At 35.9% G+C, this 17,041-nt stretch carries 12 protein-coding genes; 6 read left to right on the forward strand and 6 right to left on the reverse strand.

Features of this window, described 5'->3' with window-relative positions; genetic code table 11:
- Nucleotides 1–10: 10 nt before the first annotated feature.
- Nucleotides 11–3,322, reverse strand: coding sequence for a SusC/RagA family TonB-linked outer membrane protein (locus LX80_RS07845; protein WP_111294971.1), 3,312 nt, complete (start codon nucleotides 3,320–3,322; stop codon nucleotides 11–13).
- 155 nt (nucleotides 3,323–3,477) lie between these two features.
- On the reverse strand, nucleotides 3,478–4,062 hold the full coding sequence (locus LX80_RS07850; RefSeq protein WP_111294973.1) for a helix-turn-helix domain-containing protein: 585 nt from the start codon (nucleotides 4,060–4,062) through the stop codon (nucleotides 3,478–3,480).
- A 132-nt stretch (nucleotides 4,063–4,194) separates the two neighbouring features.
- Here LX80_RS07850 and LX80_RS07855 point away from each other — a divergent pair, with 132 nt between their 5' ends.
- From LX80_RS07855 to LX80_RS07865, 3 genes are all read left to right on the forward strand, one after another.
- Nucleotides 4,195–4,572: a hypothetical protein gene (locus LX80_RS07855; RefSeq protein WP_111294975.1), complete on the forward strand. Its 378-nt coding sequence runs from the start codon at nucleotides 4,195–4,197 to the stop codon at nucleotides 4,570–4,572.
- An 84-nt stretch (nucleotides 4,573–4,656) separates the two neighbouring features.
- Nucleotides 4,657–5,568, forward strand: a complete 912-nt coding sequence (locus LX80_RS07860; protein WP_111294978.1) for a hypothetical protein — start codon at nucleotides 4,657–4,659, stop codon at nucleotides 5,566–5,568.
- Between the two features lie 20 nt (nucleotides 5,569–5,588).
- On the forward strand, nucleotides 5,589–5,903 hold the full coding sequence (locus LX80_RS07865) for a YHS domain-containing protein (RefSeq protein ID WP_211307730.1): 315 nt from the start codon (nucleotides 5,589–5,591) through the stop codon (nucleotides 5,901–5,903).
- 19 nt (nucleotides 5,904–5,922) lie between these two features.
- On the opposite strand, the gene LX80_RS07870 is transcribed toward LX80_RS07865, so the two are convergent.
- From LX80_RS07870 to chrA, 3 genes are all read right to left on the reverse strand, one after another.
- Nucleotides 5,923–7,371: a gluconokinase gene (locus LX80_RS07870; RefSeq protein WP_111294982.1), complete on the reverse strand. Its 1,449-nt coding sequence runs from the start codon at nucleotides 7,369–7,371 to the stop codon at nucleotides 5,923–5,925.
- Between the two features lie 142 nt (nucleotides 7,372–7,513).
- A complete protein-coding gene (locus LX80_RS07875) occupies nucleotides 7,514–9,433 on the reverse strand; it encodes a beta-N-acetylhexosaminidase (RefSeq protein ID WP_111294984.1) in 1,920 nt (639 codons plus the stop codon).
- Nucleotides 9,434–9,600: 167 nt separating this feature from the next.
- Nucleotides 9,601–10,860, reverse strand: coding sequence for a chromate efflux transporter (gene chrA / locus LX80_RS07880; protein WP_111294986.1), 1,260 nt, complete (start codon nucleotides 10,858–10,860; stop codon nucleotides 9,601–9,603).
- Between the two features lie 179 nt (nucleotides 10,861–11,039).
- Here chrA and LX80_RS07885 point away from each other — a divergent pair, with 179 nt between their 5' ends.
- Nucleotides 11,040–12,080, forward strand: coding sequence for a DUF3089 domain-containing protein (locus tag LX80_RS07885; protein WP_111294988.1), 1,041 nt, complete (start codon nucleotides 11,040–11,042; stop codon nucleotides 12,078–12,080).
- Between the two features lie 329 nt (nucleotides 12,081–12,409).
- Here the strand turns inward: LX80_RS07885 and recQ are convergent, their stop codons facing one another.
- A complete protein-coding gene (gene recQ / locus LX80_RS07890; protein WP_111294990.1) occupies nucleotides 12,410–14,710 on the reverse strand; it encodes a DNA helicase RecQ in 2,301 nt (766 codons plus the stop codon).
- 179 nt (nucleotides 14,711–14,889) lie between these two features.
- On the opposite strand from recQ, the gene LX80_RS07895 reads away from it, so the two are divergent.
- Both LX80_RS07895 and LX80_RS07900 read left to right on the forward strand, forming a co-directional pair.
- Nucleotides 14,890–15,852, forward strand: a complete 963-nt coding sequence (locus LX80_RS07895; protein ID WP_111294992.1) for a KpsF/GutQ family sugar-phosphate isomerase — start codon at nucleotides 14,890–14,892, stop codon at nucleotides 15,850–15,852.
- Between the two features lie 19 nt (nucleotides 15,853–15,871).
- On the forward strand, nucleotides 15,872–16,954 hold the full coding sequence (locus LX80_RS07900; protein ID WP_245898016.1) for a mannose-1-phosphate guanylyltransferase: 1,083 nt from the start codon (nucleotides 15,872–15,874) through the stop codon (nucleotides 16,952–16,954).
- Nucleotides 16,955–17,041: the final 87 nt, after the last annotated feature.

The following is a 17,041-nucleotide window of genomic DNA, read 5'->3' on the forward strand; positions in this document are numbered from 1 at the left end:
ATTTTTAACATTAAAATGATAGGTTTAAGTTAAACCCATAACTGCGGGTTGTTGGAGTTTGAAGGCCTGATCCGCTGTCTTGTGTATATTGATCAACATCCAAATCCTTATAACGATTGGGGAAAAAGTATAATAAATTTCTACCCACCAGTGAAACACTTGCACCGCGTATAAAAGCAGTTGACTTTAATTTGTTCACCGGAATATTATAAGTAATGACCACTTCGCGCAGCTTAGCATATGTTTTCTTTATAATATCTAAATCAGGTATAGAAGCCATGCGTGTTACAAAAGGTTGCACCTGACTTTTAGTTGTATTTGTTGTTTCGGTTAATGATTTCATGTTCGTAATTTGCCCGGTAATGGGATCAAGATTAATAGGTGCGCCTGTTAAGTTTACACCTTGCCCGGTATAAGCTGCAATGTTTGCTTCATCAAAAGGCCTTGCTGCACCAAAAGCTCCGGTTGCGCTTTCAATATGGCGACCACCTTGCAATGTTTTTTTACGAACATAATCTTCCATTACACCGCCCACCATACCATCGAACTGAAAACGAAGTGCAAAATTTTTATAACTGAAAGTGTTAATAGCTGCCCAAATGAAATCCGGATCAGAATGGCCATAAATTTTTTGTGCGGATGATCCTAAATCAGAAAATCTTAAATACAATCCTGATGCCGGGTCAATGACCATTTTTCCATCGGGTGTACGCACAAAGGCATTACCGTAAACAAGATCAACACGTGTACCATTTTTTGAATAATTATTGGGATTGGAATTGTTTACCCATTTTCTAACGTAAGTGGAAACATTGGCTGTTACATGCCAACTAAATCCGTTAGCATTGCTTATTGGGTTTGCATTCATGGTAAATTCCCAGCCATCATTGGTATAAGTATTACCATTGGTTAAAAAGCTGGAATAACCCGATGCAGATGATGTTCCCTGATTAACAATTCCGGTATTTAAATAGTGGTAATGCGTAATGTCTATACCCAGTTTATTGTCTAAGAAACGAATATCCATGCCAAACTCGGTAGCTTTTCTTTCTGCAGTTTGAATATTAGCACTGACAGTTTGATTCGTATAACTGGCACTGTTGGTAAATTGATTGGTGAATGTTGGACTTAAAGTATAAACCTGAGCGAATTGATAACTAGGCCCATTATAAGGCGACATCCAATTATATCCGTAGCCGGCAGCCGGTGTTCCGCTTATATCTGGTGTAAAAAAGGCATTTGTTCCTCCACTCTTACTTTCAGCATAAGATGCACGTAATTTTAAAAAGCTAATGGCATGTGGCAAATGCAAATAATCGGATAATACTGAAGCCACATTGAATGAAGGATAAAAATAACTATTGTTATTGGCCGGTAATGCGCTTGACTTATCTACCCGTCCGGTAACGTTGGCAATTAAATAAGATTTATAACCTAAATCAACAGAATAATATGCACTTAACACCTTCATGGAAGAACGGAAAGTGCTGCCCGTTAGTGGGTATAAAGAATTGGAAAATGCGTAAATACCCGGAACATTTAAATAGTTGGTTGAGGTAAAATTCGAATTGAAATTAAAACTACGTACTGTTCCTCCGCCTAGCGCTTCCATATCTAACCATCCAAACAAACTTTTTTTATACCTAACCTGACCATCTACATAAGAATCAAAGAGAGATCTTCTGTCTTCTCTGTAATCACCCATACGTAATTCACGACCATAAGCACCTGCAGAATAAGGCATTTTTTCATAATTGAACATATCATAAGTTGATATACTTGGCCTTAATTGAAATTCCAAATTAGAAGTTGGCTTATAATTCAATGACACATATCCATACACGTTATTTTGATAATGACCTCTCAACCATTCATATGACATGAAATAAGGGTTGTTATAGCGATAATACTCTTCATATTTCTGCTGTATTCCAGCTAATCCGGGTTGCCAGTAATTACGCATATCGCTCATAGCCCAATCAGCACCGCCCCAAAGAATAATATTATAAATTATACTATTAGGTCCATACTGTACATCAGGAATATTTGGAGTGGATTGGCGGCTGTAATTAATGTAACTGCTTAAAGTAAGTTTGGGATTAAAGCGTTGCGTTACATTTCCTGTTACATTAAAATTATTCAACTGTGTATTCGGTACAATTCCTTTTTGATAAGTATTACCAAATGAAAAACGAACATCGGTTTTTTCAGTTGAAGAAGATAATGATATACTATTTGTTGAAAGTAATCCCGCTTGTATAAACTTTCTTAAATTATCTTTTCCGCGTGCTATCCAAGGAGTAGGTTGCACATGGCCAATATAAGTTGATCCGTCAGCAAAAGTGGTAGTATAAGTTTGTGATGGATCATATTTACCATCGTATTGAGGTAATAATTGCCCCTTGAACTGTGGACCCCAAACATCATAATCATAATCGTTTACGCCAACACCAATTGCGCCGGTACCTCTATAATTGGCGGGTCCTGAACCACCACCTCCAAAAGCATATTTACCATTATCACCGGGACCATATAAATCTTGATATTTAGGTAATGCTATAAATCCTTTATTGATTTGAGTACTGGAATTAAAATCAACATGCAGCCCTTTACTTTTAGCGCCTTTCTTGGTAGTTATAATAATGGCTCCATTCTTTCCCTGAAAACCATACAAAGATGCAGCATTAGGTCCTTTTAATATGGTAATGGTTTCAATATCATCGGGATTAATATTATAAGTATCCGACGTAAATGGCACACCGTCAACCACATAAATAGGTTGATCGTTAGCACCATTTTCCCCGCGAACAATAATTCCCGGTGAATGGCCAATTTCTGAATTGATATTGATGGTTAAACCTGCTGCATTTCCTTTCAAAGCGTTGATGGGGTCGGCCTCACGGGCTTTGGTTAATTTAGTTGCATCAATGGTTTGCACTGCATAGCCTAAACGCTTCGATTCTTTTTTAATACCTGTTGCTGTAACCACTACTGCACTTAAATCGGCATTTTGAGGGTTTAATGCCACCGCAACATTTTCTGCATTGTGAACAACCAGTCGCTTACTTTCAAAGCCAACATAGGTAAACTCAAGTACATCATTTTTTTCAACAGAAATACTAAAATCACCATTTGCATTGGTAGTTGTACCTCTATTGGTTTTTTTAACGGCAATAGAAACACCTTCAATAGGGGCTTGCGTTACAGCATCTACCACACGCCCTTTTAGCACAATTGCTTGTGCCTGAACGGAAGCAGTTGCCAATAAGCCTACTGCTAATAATAACAGAAGCTTAAATAGATTGGGGAGAATTTGCTTCATAAACAATTATTTTGAAGCAAAACTATCCGGCCAGTGTTACGGAATTATTGCGCAAAGATTAACAAATGGTAAAGCAATAGTTAACAAAATGAGTAATAAAAGAATATTTGTTTACAAATATTAAACTTTTATGAAAAAATTGTTAACAGAATTCCTCAATCATTATTGTGAGGTTGAAAAAAATAAACTACCAACAAAACAGCATCAGTAGTTCCTGTATTTTCCGGATTATGCCATTCATTCGCATCAAAAAATAAGGAATCACCGGCTTCCATTTCATAAACTTCTTCGCCAATAGTATAGCGTAAGTTTCCTTGCAATAAATATTTAAATTCAAATGCTCGGGTTATAACCGGTTCGCGTTTGGCATTGGGTGTAATGCGTAATAAAACAAAATCTAAATGATATTCTTCAAATGTGGTAGTAAAAATGCGCTGGTAATAAAAACCTTCCGCATTTTCTTTTTCAAATTTCTGATAGTCGTTCTTTTTTTTAAATACAACTTTACTTCCGCTTTGTTGCAGATTTATATTTTTAAAAAAATCATTCAAATCAATTTCCAAGCCTTTAATTAAATTAAGCAGTACATTTAAAGATGGAATTGTTCGGCTGTTTTCAACCTGGCTAAGCATACTTTTAGTAATACCTGCCTTATCAGCTAGTTCCTGAAGTGTAATATTTTTGTCTTTCCGAATTTCTTTCAAGCGGTTGCTTATTTGTATAATAATATCTTCCTGCATAAAAATTCATTGGGTTGTAATATACATTCGCAAAAGCAAATTATGGAACATTCCAAAAAGCTTAACCTCTTATTAAAATATGCTTATGCGCATATTATTTTGTTTTTAGAGTAGCTACTTTTGCAAAACAATATGTTAAAAAAGCTGGTTATATTACTCATGTTGGCCGGAATTGGCGGGGAAACTTTTCAAACCAATTTTATTGAATTGTATTACCGACTCAATACTGCTGCAATAACCCAACAATATTGTATTAATAAAGATAAACCGCAAATGCATTGCAATGGCCAATGCCATTTAGCTAAACAATTAAAAAAAGCAACCCAACCCGAAAGCTCAAATTCAAGCAACAGTAAAAGCTTCAAATTAATAGATTTATTTGCAAATACTTACAATGGTTATACCTACACTTCTTTGCAAGTACATCAAAAATATTATATCGTAAAAAGTGCTTTCATTCCTACCGGTTACTATAATCTCTGCTTTCATCCCCCCACCATTTATGCATAATTTTTAAAATGTAAAGTTTTCTGCGCGGTAGTTTTCAATTACTGTAGCAAACCTGTATTCACATATTATATTTAAAATAAATTTATGCATAAAAAAATATACCTTACACTTGTATTATTAAGTGTAACCTATATCACATTTGCCTGTGCTATTTGCGGCTGCGGTGGCAGTAATTTTTACCTTGGTTTAATGCCTCATTTCAGAACAAAATTTATCGGCATTCGGTACGACTATAGTAATTACAATACTGTATTAGCCAACGACCCAACACAATTCAGTCATAATTACTATAATTCAATACAATTATGGGGTGGTTTAAATATTGCCAAGCGTTGGCAATTATTGTACATAGTGCCCTTTCATTTAAACAAACAAATAGATGATGATGGCATTACCAACCAAAACGGCTTGGGCGATGCTTCGGTAATGGCGAATTATTTATTGTTTCATAAAACAAAAACTTACGAACACAAAGCAGGCATTGAACAACAGCTTTGGGTAGGCGGAGGTGTAAAATTACCCACAGGGAAAATGAATTTGAATCTCAAAGATCCCAACATTACCGTTGCCGATGTAAATGCACAATTAGGCACAGGTAGTATTGATTTTATTATGAATACTATGTATAATATACGCATTGGCAATTGGGGCATCAATACCTCATTAATGTATAAAATAAATACTGCTAAAAATGGCTACATATTTGGCAATAAATTTACCGGTAGTACTATTGGTTATTACAATATTGCCATGAAGCAAATAAACATTATGCCTAATGCCGGAATGATGTATGAAGATGTAGCTGCCAATAAATTAGATGGTACAAGCATTTCAGCAACCGGTGGCCATATTGCCAGTATAATTTCAGGAGTTGAGGTTGGCATTAAAAAAATAAATGTTGGAATTAGTGCAATGGCACCATTTAACCAATATTATGCTATGGGGCAAACAAAATTAAATTGGCGCGGTAATGTACATGTAAGTTTTAGTTTTTAACTTTACACAAAACCATGTATATGAAGCAAATTATCGTATCGGCATCAGCCCTGCTTATTTTAGCAGCCTGTGCCGGCAACAGTAACAAAACGGATGCAAAAAAAGATAGCACCGCAACCACTAGTGCCCCAATGGCTATGCAGGCAAAATTTACTGCTGATATGGTTGATAATCAACGCGACCCTTCATGTGGTATGCCCGCAAAAGCCGGGTTAGAAGATACCATTCACTATAAAGGTTATGTAATTGGCTTTTGTAGCAAAGAATGTAAAGATGAGTTTTTAAAAGACCCCGAAAAGGGTTTAACTGCAGCCGATTTAAAAAAGAAGCAATAACTAAAAAGCCGCTTTAAATTTAAAGCGGCTTTTTAATAAGTTCTAATTGACCTAAAATTCGCTGATATCTCATCCAAACTTCTTGGTAGAGTTGATGCGTAGTAACATTAGGTTCATAAGTAATGATGTTATTTGAATTCACATCTAATTGTGCATTGATTGCCTTAGCACCAATTATAGCTGCACCTAATGCCGAGGTTTCAATAGTATTGGGCAATATAACTTTCATATTGGTTATATCTGCCAACATTTGAACCCAGATGGTGCTTTCAGCAAAACCGCCACCGGCAAATAGGGTATATTCAGTATTATCATCCGTAATCAACTGCTTTATGATGGCATAAACATTTAGCAAAACACCTTCCATAACAGCTTTCATACAATGCGCTTGTGTGTGTTGCCGAGTTAAACCAACAAAAGCTGCGGTGGCTTCAGCATTCCATAAGGGTGCACGTTCCCCGGCTATATAAGGCAACACAACCAACCCATCACTGCCGGGTTCAATATTTACCGTTTCATTGAACAAATTTTCAAAACTGCTATTGGTTTTTAAAATCTCATTTTTAAACCATTGTATTACACTAGCACCATTATTGGAAGCTCCTCCCATAACATAGGATTGTTGATGCAAAAAATAACAAAAAGTTTGAGCAGATGCATTTAATATGGGTTGATGAATAGTGCGCCTTGCAGCAGCACTGGTACCAATTGTAACGGCAATTTGATGTGGCGCTGACACACCCATGCCCAAGTTGGCTAATGGACCATCGCCACCACCAATTACTAATGGAACCTTACTTATCCAATCAGGTAATAATGTATGAGTTCCATGAAATACTGTTTCCGGTGCAACAATGGTACTGAGTTGTTGTTCACTAATTTGAAGTTTATTCAATAGGTTAGTTTCCCATTGTAACTTGTGAATATTACACAAACCCGTTGCCGTTGCTATAGATGTATCAATTACATACTGTTGTGTTAGTGCAAAAAATACATATTCCTTCAAACTGATAAACTTTGCCGCCTTATTAAAAAGTTTGGGTTCATTTTTTTGCAACCATAAAATTTTACAAGCAGGTGTCATGGCATGTACCGGCACACCTGTAATTGTATAAAATTCAGCAGCGCTTTTATTTTGGTACAATTCCTCAGCTTCAGCATTAGCTCGGGTATCATTCCATAAAATACAATTTGTTAGTGCATTTCCATCCGCATCCATCACAATTAAACCATGCAAAGCTGCACTAAAGCTTATACACATGGGGGGGTGTTGCAAATAAGCTGTTACAGCATTTATACATTCAATTACCGCTAATAAAATAGTGTATGGTTCTTGTTCGGCATAACCGGCTTGGGGTTGAAGGGTTGTATTATTAACAGAATAACGATATAGCATTTCTGCTGAACCGGAAAAAGCCACTGCTTTTACCGATGTAGTACCCATATCAATAGCCAAAAAATAGCCCATAGTATCTGCTGCTTATAGTAAAAGTGAAAATAAAATAGGAACAAGTTACAGGATATATTTTTTTTTGCAACAACAAAACTTATAAAAAACAAAAAGCGCCAAATGAATGGCGCCTTTGTTGGTTTGGATGGTTGGTGATAAGCTATTTGATTCCTGCTCTTTTCTTTAGTTCGCTAATGGGCATTGCTATCATTCTGCCCATGGGTTTGTCACCTCTATAAGTAATTACTTTTAACATAACAGCATCTTCCGGCGGTGTTAATGGTGTAGTATAAACGGGATAATATTGATCGGGGAATGAGTTATCGAAACTGTAGTGTATTTGCAAGTCAGGCACTTCCGTACTCATTTCAATTTTTAAAGTGCCATCCTCATTTTTAGAAGCATTAAAAATTGGGTCATACATGCTGGGTGCATATTTTACTTGCTCAATATCTAAGCGTTTAAATTGGTGTTCAACCCTACTAACAAAATCATTCCAATTTTTATTACCTTTTGGCGACCATACAGTTTCAGAAACAGCAAATGCTCTGGGCCAAGTCATATATTGCAAATGCCTGGTATTATACACCTGTTCAGTCCATAAGTTGGCTTGACCACCTAAAATGTATTTACTATCAACACTATCAGGTACAGGTTCAAATTCATAGGCTTTCTGCAAACGTAATGTAGCATAAACTCTTGGTTCAATAATTGAATCACCTTGCATATAATCTAAATATGCAAAAGTAGTTGGGCTCATTACAACCTGGTGTTTCATTTTAGCCGCTTCAATGCCACCTTTCATACCACGCCAGCTCATTACAACTGCATTGGGTGCCAAACCACCTTCTAAAATTTCATCCCAACCCATAAATTTCTTCCCTTTAGACTCTACAATTTTCTCTATGCGTTTTTCAAAATAACTTTGAACCTCTTCCATTGTTTTCAATCCCTCTTTTTTCATCAACTGTTTTATTTCAGGACTTTTTTCCCAAAAGTTTTTCGGACACTCATCACCGCCTACATGTATGTAAGGGAAAGGGAACAACTTCGCTACTTGCGAAAAAACAGTATCTAAGAAGGTATATACTTTGGGATTAGCCGGACACAATGTATTATCAATTAAAGCAATGGGTGGTGCACCATGTGACCAATCCATAATTTCTTCACCTGACCTTACTTGGTATTTATCTGCTCCAACGGTACAGGATAAATCAGGGTAGGAAACAATGGCGGCTAAACTATGCCCCGGCACATCTATTTCAGGAAGTATATTTACGTAATGTTGTTGTGCATAAGCAACCATTTCTTTAATATCATCTTGTGTATAATAGCCACCATAATTACGTGGCTCATCGGGTCGCGGTGCCTTAAATGTTCCAAAATAACCCACCTTTTTTACATTCCAGGCTCCTACCTCTGTTAAACGGGGTAATCCTTTAATTTCAATACGCCAACCCTCATCATCTGTTAAATGTAAATGCAGAATATTGAATTTGTATTTAGCCATTTCATCAATATAATCCATTACCTGTTGTTTGGTAAAGAAGTGGCGAGCTACATCAAACATCAATCCTCTCCATTCAAACCGAGGATAATCTGTAATATTAACTTCGGGCACTTGCCATTTTATATGATTCACTATACTTTTACTTTCAATAGCGGCGGGTAGCAGTTGCCAAAACGATTGTACGCCATAATAAATTCCGGCAGGCGCATTCGCTTGTATCAAAACATTAGTAGGCGTAACGTTTAAACGATACCCCTCTTTTCCCAACAAGGTATCCCAATTATTGAGCAACTGTAATTGAATGGTAGCATCTTTTATATTTTTACTTTCAGCCAAAGAATAACCGGTTGAACGTGCAATTTTTTGCTGCATTTGTTGGGCAATAGCCTGAACTTGTTTATTGTTGGTGTAACCAATTTTAGCAGTAGGCTGCAACAAAAAACTACCCATGCCCTGCTGTACCGACACAGGTATTGGAATAATATTAATACTTGCAGAATGTTGTGTTTGTTGGGCTTTTGCTTGAAGCATTGCAATGCCCAAAAATAAAATAGCAATCGTTTTTTTCATGTATCAAGGTTTTGATGGGGATTAGAAGCAGTTTTATCTAATTGAATTGAATAAATACTGCATCAATTGGCACAAGTTATAAAATAAACACTACTACTGCAATTTAACGCAGCATATTTGTAAGGAAATTCTGATTATTTGATGAAAATCAATATGCATTTTTTTTATTACAATAACCAACCCAACACTAAGCAAACTAATACAATAACAGGCGGCGGAATTTTAGTGTAGTACAAAACGATGAAAGTAGCAATGACAACCGAAATATCTAAAAAACCATTTATTTGTAAATTCCATAATTCAACAAATAAAATATCTTTAATCAAATAAAAAGTGGCACCTGCAATAATACCAACTACCGAGGCATTGATTCCCTCTAACGAACGATAAATAACTGCGTATTTTTTTAAATTATGCCATACGGGGAAAAAGAATAATACCAACAATGCACTTGGAATAAACAAACCAATAGCACCTAAAACACAACCTACCACTTGTAGCGTAGGATCATTTTCACTTTTTAATACCATTCCACCCACAAAAGCACCGATTGAAAAAACAGGACCCGGAATAGCACGCACAATTCCTGAGCCGGTTAAAAACTCATCTCGATTCATTTTCAATACATCAGGTCTTTTTTGTAAAACCCTTTTAGTTTCGGGGCGTGTAACATATTGCTCATACATCATGGGTATTAATACATCGCCACCCCCAAATACCAAGCTGCCATTCCTATACGTGTTTTCAAACAAGTTAAATGCTTTTCGGTATTTCCAATTTTGACGAGTAGCAGTTTCAGATAAATAACCGGCAATAGCAAAAATGAGTAAAAATATTAATAAATTTCCCCATTTGGTTTGTTTAGGCGGTTCGCCTTGTTGCGGAATTCGTTTATCGCTGAAATTAGTAACAATACCTCCTAATACAATTAATGTGGGAAATATCCATGGAGTTTTAAAAGCCAAAAATGTTGCAATTGCTGCAACCACCATTATAACACGGGTTATGGTATTGTGTATGGCCACATGAAACATTCGAACAGCAGAAAACGCCACAAAACCAATTGCCATTGGTCGTATAAATTTAAACAAGGCTATATTAATACCTATTCCGTCTAAATAATTCAATAAAAATGACAGTGAACCCATTAAAATACTGGCAGGTGCAATCCATACCAACAAGGTTAAAATAGCCAATGGAATTCCACCCCGCTTATAACCGATTAAAGTAATAGTTTGAGTAGAAGACGCGCCGGGCAGCATATTGCAAAAACTCAGCAAGTCTAATAACTCATGTTCTGTTATATCTTTTCGTTTTTGCACAAAGGTTTTTAACATCATGGCATAGTGACCTTGCGGGCCGCCAAATGCCGTAATGCTATAAAAAAATACGGCCCTTAAAAAAGCCAAATGCCGTAAAAGTAACATGTGTTATAATAAGGGTGTAAAAATTAAGGCCATAAATTAAGCAAATTTATGTTTGCATAGTTACATAAAGGCATGATAGTTAGTTGAATTGTACATATTTTTAGCAATTAAGGGTTTTAAAGACGACACAACAAGCTGTTTTATTAACACATTTGTTTACTTTTAAACAAAACAAACTTATGCGGTATAGCATTATAATATTCGCAATATTTGTAATATCCTGTAATCATAGTTACTATCGATTAGCCAAAAACTATAGCGTAAATAATAACACAAATGCTACTGAAAGTCCAGACTATAGTCATTTAGATAATTGGGCTGCCATTCCATTAAAACACAACCCTTCAGATAGTGTACCCAAGCCTTTAAGGAATAATTATTTTGCTGATACTTTGGCCGATGTTTTTTTTATTCATCCAACTACCTACACAGACGCATCCAAAGCATTTGGTTGGAATGCACCTGTTAATGATGCTTTGCTAAACGCCAAAACTGATTACAGCACTATTTTATACCAAGCCAGCATTTTTAATGCAATTGGAAGAATTTATGCACCCCGATACAGACAGGCACATTTAAGTGCCTATTTCCCAAAAACACAAGCAGATAGTTTACATGCTTTGGCTGCATTTAATGAGGCTTACAATGATATAAAAAAGGCATTTGAATTTTATTTGCAACATTATAATCATGGACGCCCGATTATTATTGCTTCACATAGTCAGGGCTCAACTCATGCCATTCGATTAATAAAAGAGTTTTTTGACGGTAAACCATTACAACAACAATTGGTAGTAGCTTATGTATTGGGCATGCCCGTTCCGCAGCACAGCTTTCAAAACATCAGTGCATGCAATTCACCACAACAAACAGGTTGTATTTGCAGTTGGCGAAGTTTTAAAGAAGGATATTTACCTTCCTATGTACAAAAAGAAAAGTTCCATGCTATTGTAACAAACCCTCTTACCTGGAAAGCAAGCGAGCCTGATACAAACAGATTAGCCAATAAAGGTGCTGTACTAAGAAATTTTAATGCTGTAATACCACATGTTGTTAATGCAGTAATTGAAAAAAATGTGCTTTGGATGGATAAGCCCCATTTTTTTGGCAGTATTTTCTTACGCACCAAAAATTATCATATTGCCGACTTTAACTTTTTTTATGTGAATATTCGCGAAAATGTTGCAGAAAGAACTAAAATTTTTCTGGAAAAAAAATAGGCCCTGCTAAACAACAAGGCCATTTTTTGATACATACCCCCAATTGAAAAAAATGTATAACGAGTTTTGTTTTTTCTTTTTAGTAGACACCGATTTCAAAAAAACTGTTGCTTATGGATAGAAAAAAGATTGTTAAGTTTAACGACTTCTCTAAAAAAATTGAAGTTATTACAGTTGAAAGCAAAAACTTTCACCCGAAAGTGTGACTTTTAACATTCCTTTTTGAAGATAATAGAAATATTTTTATTTTTTTAATTCGACTATTATCATAAAAAAAGCAGCTTCTGAAAAGCTGCTTTCCTGTTAATTGTTGAATGCGTTATGAAACATTACATTCCATAAACATTCAAAAATTTAATGCGCATAATTTTTAGTTGTTCCCAAGTAAAATCAAACTCACTTAATTCTTGTTGTGCAATTTGTAAGGAAGCCGTTTCACAACTTTTAAAATAATCTAATATTTCTTCTTGTTCATCTTCATCTAACCATTCATCAATGGCATAATCTAAATTTAATTTAGTACCGCTGGCAGCAATGGTTTCCATTTCTTCCAACAATTCATGCAATTGTAAATTTTTATTTTTTGCTATGGTTTCAAGCGGAATTTTTTTATCAACGTTTTGAATAATATAAATTTTGTTACTATTTTTATTGGCCACACTCTTCACCACAAAATCGTCGGGCTTAATAATATCATTATCCTCAACATACTTTGCAATTAGCTCAACAAATGGTTTTCCGAATTTTAACGCTTTTCCTTTACTAACACCCTGACATTTCTCTAATTCTGTTAAGGTAGTAGGGTAAAGAGTAGCCATATCTAATAATGAGTTTTCCAAGAAAATTACGAAAGGTGGTAATCCTTTCTTCTTGGCTTCTTTCTGCCTTAAATCCTTTAGCATTTCAAATAAAACGCTATCGGTAGCTGCGCCGGACTGACCTGCTGAATCATTATCATCGTCATCATCTGCACCTTCTTCAAACAAACGATTTAACACAATTTTGAATGATACCGGTTTTTTCAAAAACTGTAATCCTTTGTCGGTAAACTTCAATAATCCATATTCTTCAATATCTTTACGAATAACATTTTCTAATAATGCTTGCCGAATTAAGCTGTTCCAATAATGACTGTCTTCTTCTTTACCAATACCAAACTCCGCTAAATTTTCGTGGCGGAACATGGTAACTTGTGGGGTCAGCTTTCCGGTTAAAATATTTACAATATAATCTGCAGCAAATTGTTCATCTAATGCTTTAATAACTTTTAATAGTTTCACCAGGTTGTCCTTAGCTTCAATTTTTTCTTTAGGATGTTTACAATTATCGCAGTTATTACAGTTTTCTTCCGGCCAATGTTCGCCAAAATAATGCAACAATAATTTACGGCGGCAAACGCTACTTTCGGCATAAGCCACGGTTTCATCAATTAATTGTGCACCCACCTCGCGTTCGCTTAAGGGCTTATCGCGCATTAAATGCTCTAATTTAGAAACATCTTTGTGCGAATAATACAACAAACAAAGCCCTTCCATGCCATCGCGTCCGGCACGGCCGGTTTCCTGGTAGTAATTTTCAATGGATTTGGGTATGTTATAATGTATAACAAATCGAATATCGGGCTTATCAATACCCATTCCAAAAGCTATGGTAGCTACAATTACCTGTACCTCTTCGTTTAAAAATTTGTCTTGCCGTTCCGCTCTCAACTTTTGGTCTAAACCTGCATGGTAAGCCACTGCTTTTATATTATTAGCCACCAATAATTCAGCCAACTCTTCAGTTGTTTTCCGGTTTAGAGTGTAAATTATTCCGCTTTTTCCTTTGTGACTGGTAATAAATTTTACAATGCTTTTAATGGTTTGCTCTTTACTGATTTTAGGTACCACCTCATAATAGAGGTTGGCCCTGTTAAATGATGACAGAAAAATATTCGGTTCACGCAAGCCCAAATTTTTTACAATATCACTTTGTACTTTGGGGGTTGCAGTTGCAGTTAATGCAATAACAGGTACAGTAGCATTAATAGCATCCATCATTTCGCGTAACCGCCTGTATTCCGGCCTAAAATCATGTCCCCATTCCGAAATACAATGCGCTTCATCTACGGCAAAAAACGAAATCTGCAAGTCGGAAAAGAAATCAATATGCTCTTGCTTTGTAAGCGTTTCGGGTGCTACATATAATAATTTTGTTTTACCGGCTAACAAATCTTCTTTAACCGCTTTTATTTGCCCTTTATTTAATGATGAGTTGAGGAAATGCGCTACATGATCTTTTTCACTGTAACCTCTTATCAAATCCACTTGATTTTTCATTAATGCAATTAGTGGCGATACCACAATGGCACATCCCGGTTGCATTAAAGCAGGTAATTGATAGCATAAGCTTTTTCCGCCACCGGTGGGCATAATTACAAAAGTATCTTTACCACTTAACAAACTTTGTATGGCTTTAAGTTGGGTTCCTTTAAATTCCGAAAACCCAAAATGCTCTTGTAAAGCCTCTTGTAATTGGGATAATGAAACAGTATGATTGCTTTCTTTAGTTGTGGTTGAAGCAGGAGATTTGGATTTTACAGTTTTTTTGGCAGTTGCACCAGCCTCAGTTTTTTTCTTTGTCGTTGCCATGTATGGAAATAATTTATTCTATGTTTTTAAATTTCTGCATTTATTAAATTACAACTTTTTTCTGAATTAGCAGGTTAAATTTTATTGGGAAAAAAATTGTTTTGTAAAAAGGTGGGCGAAGTTAATAAAGCAGAAGGGGAAACGCAAGAGTTTGTTGTTAAAGTTTACCTTTGCGCTGCATGAACCATCAAATTACTGAAAAAGCAAAAGAAACCATAGCCATTGAAGCTGCCGCTATTCAGCAATTAACCGGCTTTGTTAATGAACAGTTTGCAGCTGCCGTTCAGGCTATTTATAATGCCAAAGGAAGGCTGGTAGTTACCGGTATTGGGAAAAGTGCTATTGTAGGTCAAAAAATTGTTGCTACTCTTAATTCAACAGGTACACCCGCCCTGTTTATGCATGCTGCCGATGCCATTCATGGCGACTTAGGCATGGTACAACAAGATGATTTGGTAATGGTGATTAGTAAAAGCGGCGAAAGTCCTGAAATTAAAGTATTGGTACCTTTTATTCAACAATTAGGTAACCCCATCATTGCTTTAGTGGGCAATACCCAAAGTTTTTTAGCGCAAACCGCACAATATGTAATTGCTTGTACTGTTGAAAAAGAAGCCTGCCCCAATAATTTAGCACCAACAACCAGTACAACTGCCCAAATGGTAATGGGCGATGCATTGGCCATTGCCTTAATGACTTTAAATGGATTTGATGGAAAAGATTTTGCGAAATACCACCCCGGTGGTAATTTGGGCAAACGGCTTTACTTAAAAGTTGCCGACTTGTATGTGCATAACGCTATGCCTAAAGTAATGCCCAACGCTTCATTAAAAGAAGTAATTGTGGAAATTACGCAGAATAGACTTGGCGTAACCGCTGTGGTTGAAAAAAATAACGATTTATGCGGTATTATAACGGATGGCGATTTACGCAGAATGCTAAACAAGACTGATGTATTAACCAACATTACGGCAGCGGATATTTTTACCCCCAACCCCAAAACCATTACACCACAAGCATTAGCCGTAGAAGCTTTGGAAGTATTAAAAAAATACGATATTAGCCAACTGGTAGTGGCAGAAAACAACCAATACCTGGGCATTATACATTTGCACGACTTAATTCGTGAAGGCATTATTTAACCACACAAACTTTTTGATTGTGAATAAAAATTACTATGTAGCTATTATGGCCGGCGGAATTGGCAGCCGCTTTTGGCCTAAAAGCAGAACCGCTTACCCTAAACAATTTTTAGATATTTTAAATACCGGCAAAACATTAATTCAATGGACATATGAACGCTTTGCCAATTTTATTCCGACAGAAAATATTTTTGTTGTAACCTCTAATGAATACACCTCGATTGTAAAGGCGCAATTGCCACAATTAAATGAAGCCAATATATTAGCAGAACCCAGCAGGAAAAATACAGCACCTTGTATTGCTTATATGGCTTTTAAGCTGCAAAAAGAAAATCCTAATGCCGCATTAATTGTTGCACCCAGCGACCATATGATTTTGGATAGTGATACTTTTCAACAAATAGCGTTAAAGGCACTAAAATTTGTATCGGACCATAAAGCATTATTAACCTTGGGCATCAAACCCACCTATCCCAATACCGGCTATGGTTATATTCAACATGAAGTACAGGAGTTTAAACCGGGTATTTATAAAGTAAAAACATTTACAGAAAAGCCCAATCTTGAATTGGCTAAAACCTTTTTAAGCAGTGGCGATTTTTTATGGAATGCCGGAATTTTTGTTTGGAAAGTGAGCAGTATTTTAGAAGCTTTTGAAAAATACCAACCCGAAATGTATGAATTGTTTGATGCAGAAAAACAACAATTTAATACACCGGAAGAGAATAATGCACTCAACCGCATTTATCCGCTTTGCACCAACATTTCAATAGATTTTGCCATTATGGAAAAAGCGGATAACGTGTATGTATTACCGGCAGCATTTGGTTGGAGTGATTTGGGTACATGGAACAGTGCCTATGAAAATTTAGACAAAGATTATTTAGGCAATGCTGTAGCTAGCGACAATATTATTGTAATTGATGCCACTAAATGCATGATTAGTGCCGAACAAGATAAACTTGTTGTTGTACAAGGCATTGATGATTGCATTATTGTTGACACCGACGATGTGCTATTAATTTGCAAAAAAGATAAAGAGCAAGCCATTAAAGAATACGTTGCTGAAATTAAACGTAACAAAGGCGATAAATACTTGTAAAATTTTTTAACATCAACTATATGCCCCTTTGATAAGTTGAAATCAAAGGGGTTTTTCTTTTCAATTTTGTTGCTTTAATCCAATTAA

The organism is Hydrotalea sandarakina, from assembly GCF_003254115.1.
In the GTDB taxonomy this organism is placed as follows: domain Bacteria; phylum Bacteroidota; class Bacteroidia; order Chitinophagales; family Chitinophagaceae; genus Hydrotalea; species Hydrotalea sandarakina.

Excerpts from the sequence above, each read along its gene's own strand:
- LX80_RS07845 (WP_111294971.1), bottom strand. The coding sequence starts at position 3,322 with ATGAAGCAAATTCTCCCCAATCTATTTAAGCTTCTGTTATTATTAGCA.
- LX80_RS07850 (WP_111294973.1), bottom strand. The coding sequence starts at position 4,062 with ATGCAGGAAGATATTATTATACAAATAAGCAACCGCTTGAAAGAAATT.
- LX80_RS07855 (WP_111294975.1), top strand. The coding sequence starts at position 4,195 with ATGTTAAAAAAGCTGGTTATATTACTCATGTTGGCCGGAATTGGCGGG.
- LX80_RS07860 (WP_111294978.1), top strand. The coding sequence starts at position 4,657 with ATGCATAAAAAAATATACCTTACACTTGTATTATTAAGTGTAACCTAT.
- LX80_RS07865 (WP_211307730.1), top strand. The coding sequence starts at position 5,589 with ATGAAGCAAATTATCGTATCGGCATCAGCCCTGCTTATTTTAGCAGCC.
- LX80_RS07870 (WP_111294982.1), bottom strand. The coding sequence starts at position 7,371 with ATGGGCTATTTTTTGGCTATTGATATGGGTACTACATCGGTAAAAGCA.
- LX80_RS07875 (WP_111294984.1), bottom strand. The coding sequence starts at position 9,433 with ATGAAAAAAACGATTGCTATTTTATTTTTGGGCATTGCAATGCTTCAA.
- chrA (WP_111294986.1), bottom strand. The coding sequence starts at position 10,860 with ATGTTACTTTTACGGCATTTGGCTTTTTTAAGGGCCGTATTTTTTTAT.
- LX80_RS07885 (WP_111294988.1), top strand. The coding sequence starts at position 11,040 with ATGCGGTATAGCATTATAATATTCGCAATATTTGTAATATCCTGTAAT.
- recQ (WP_111294990.1), bottom strand. The coding sequence starts at position 14,710 with ATGGCAACGACAAAGAAAAAAACTGAGGCTGGTGCAACTGCCAAAAAA.
- LX80_RS07895 (WP_111294992.1), top strand. The coding sequence starts at position 14,890 with ATGAACCATCAAATTACTGAAAAAGCAAAAGAAACCATAGCCATTGAA.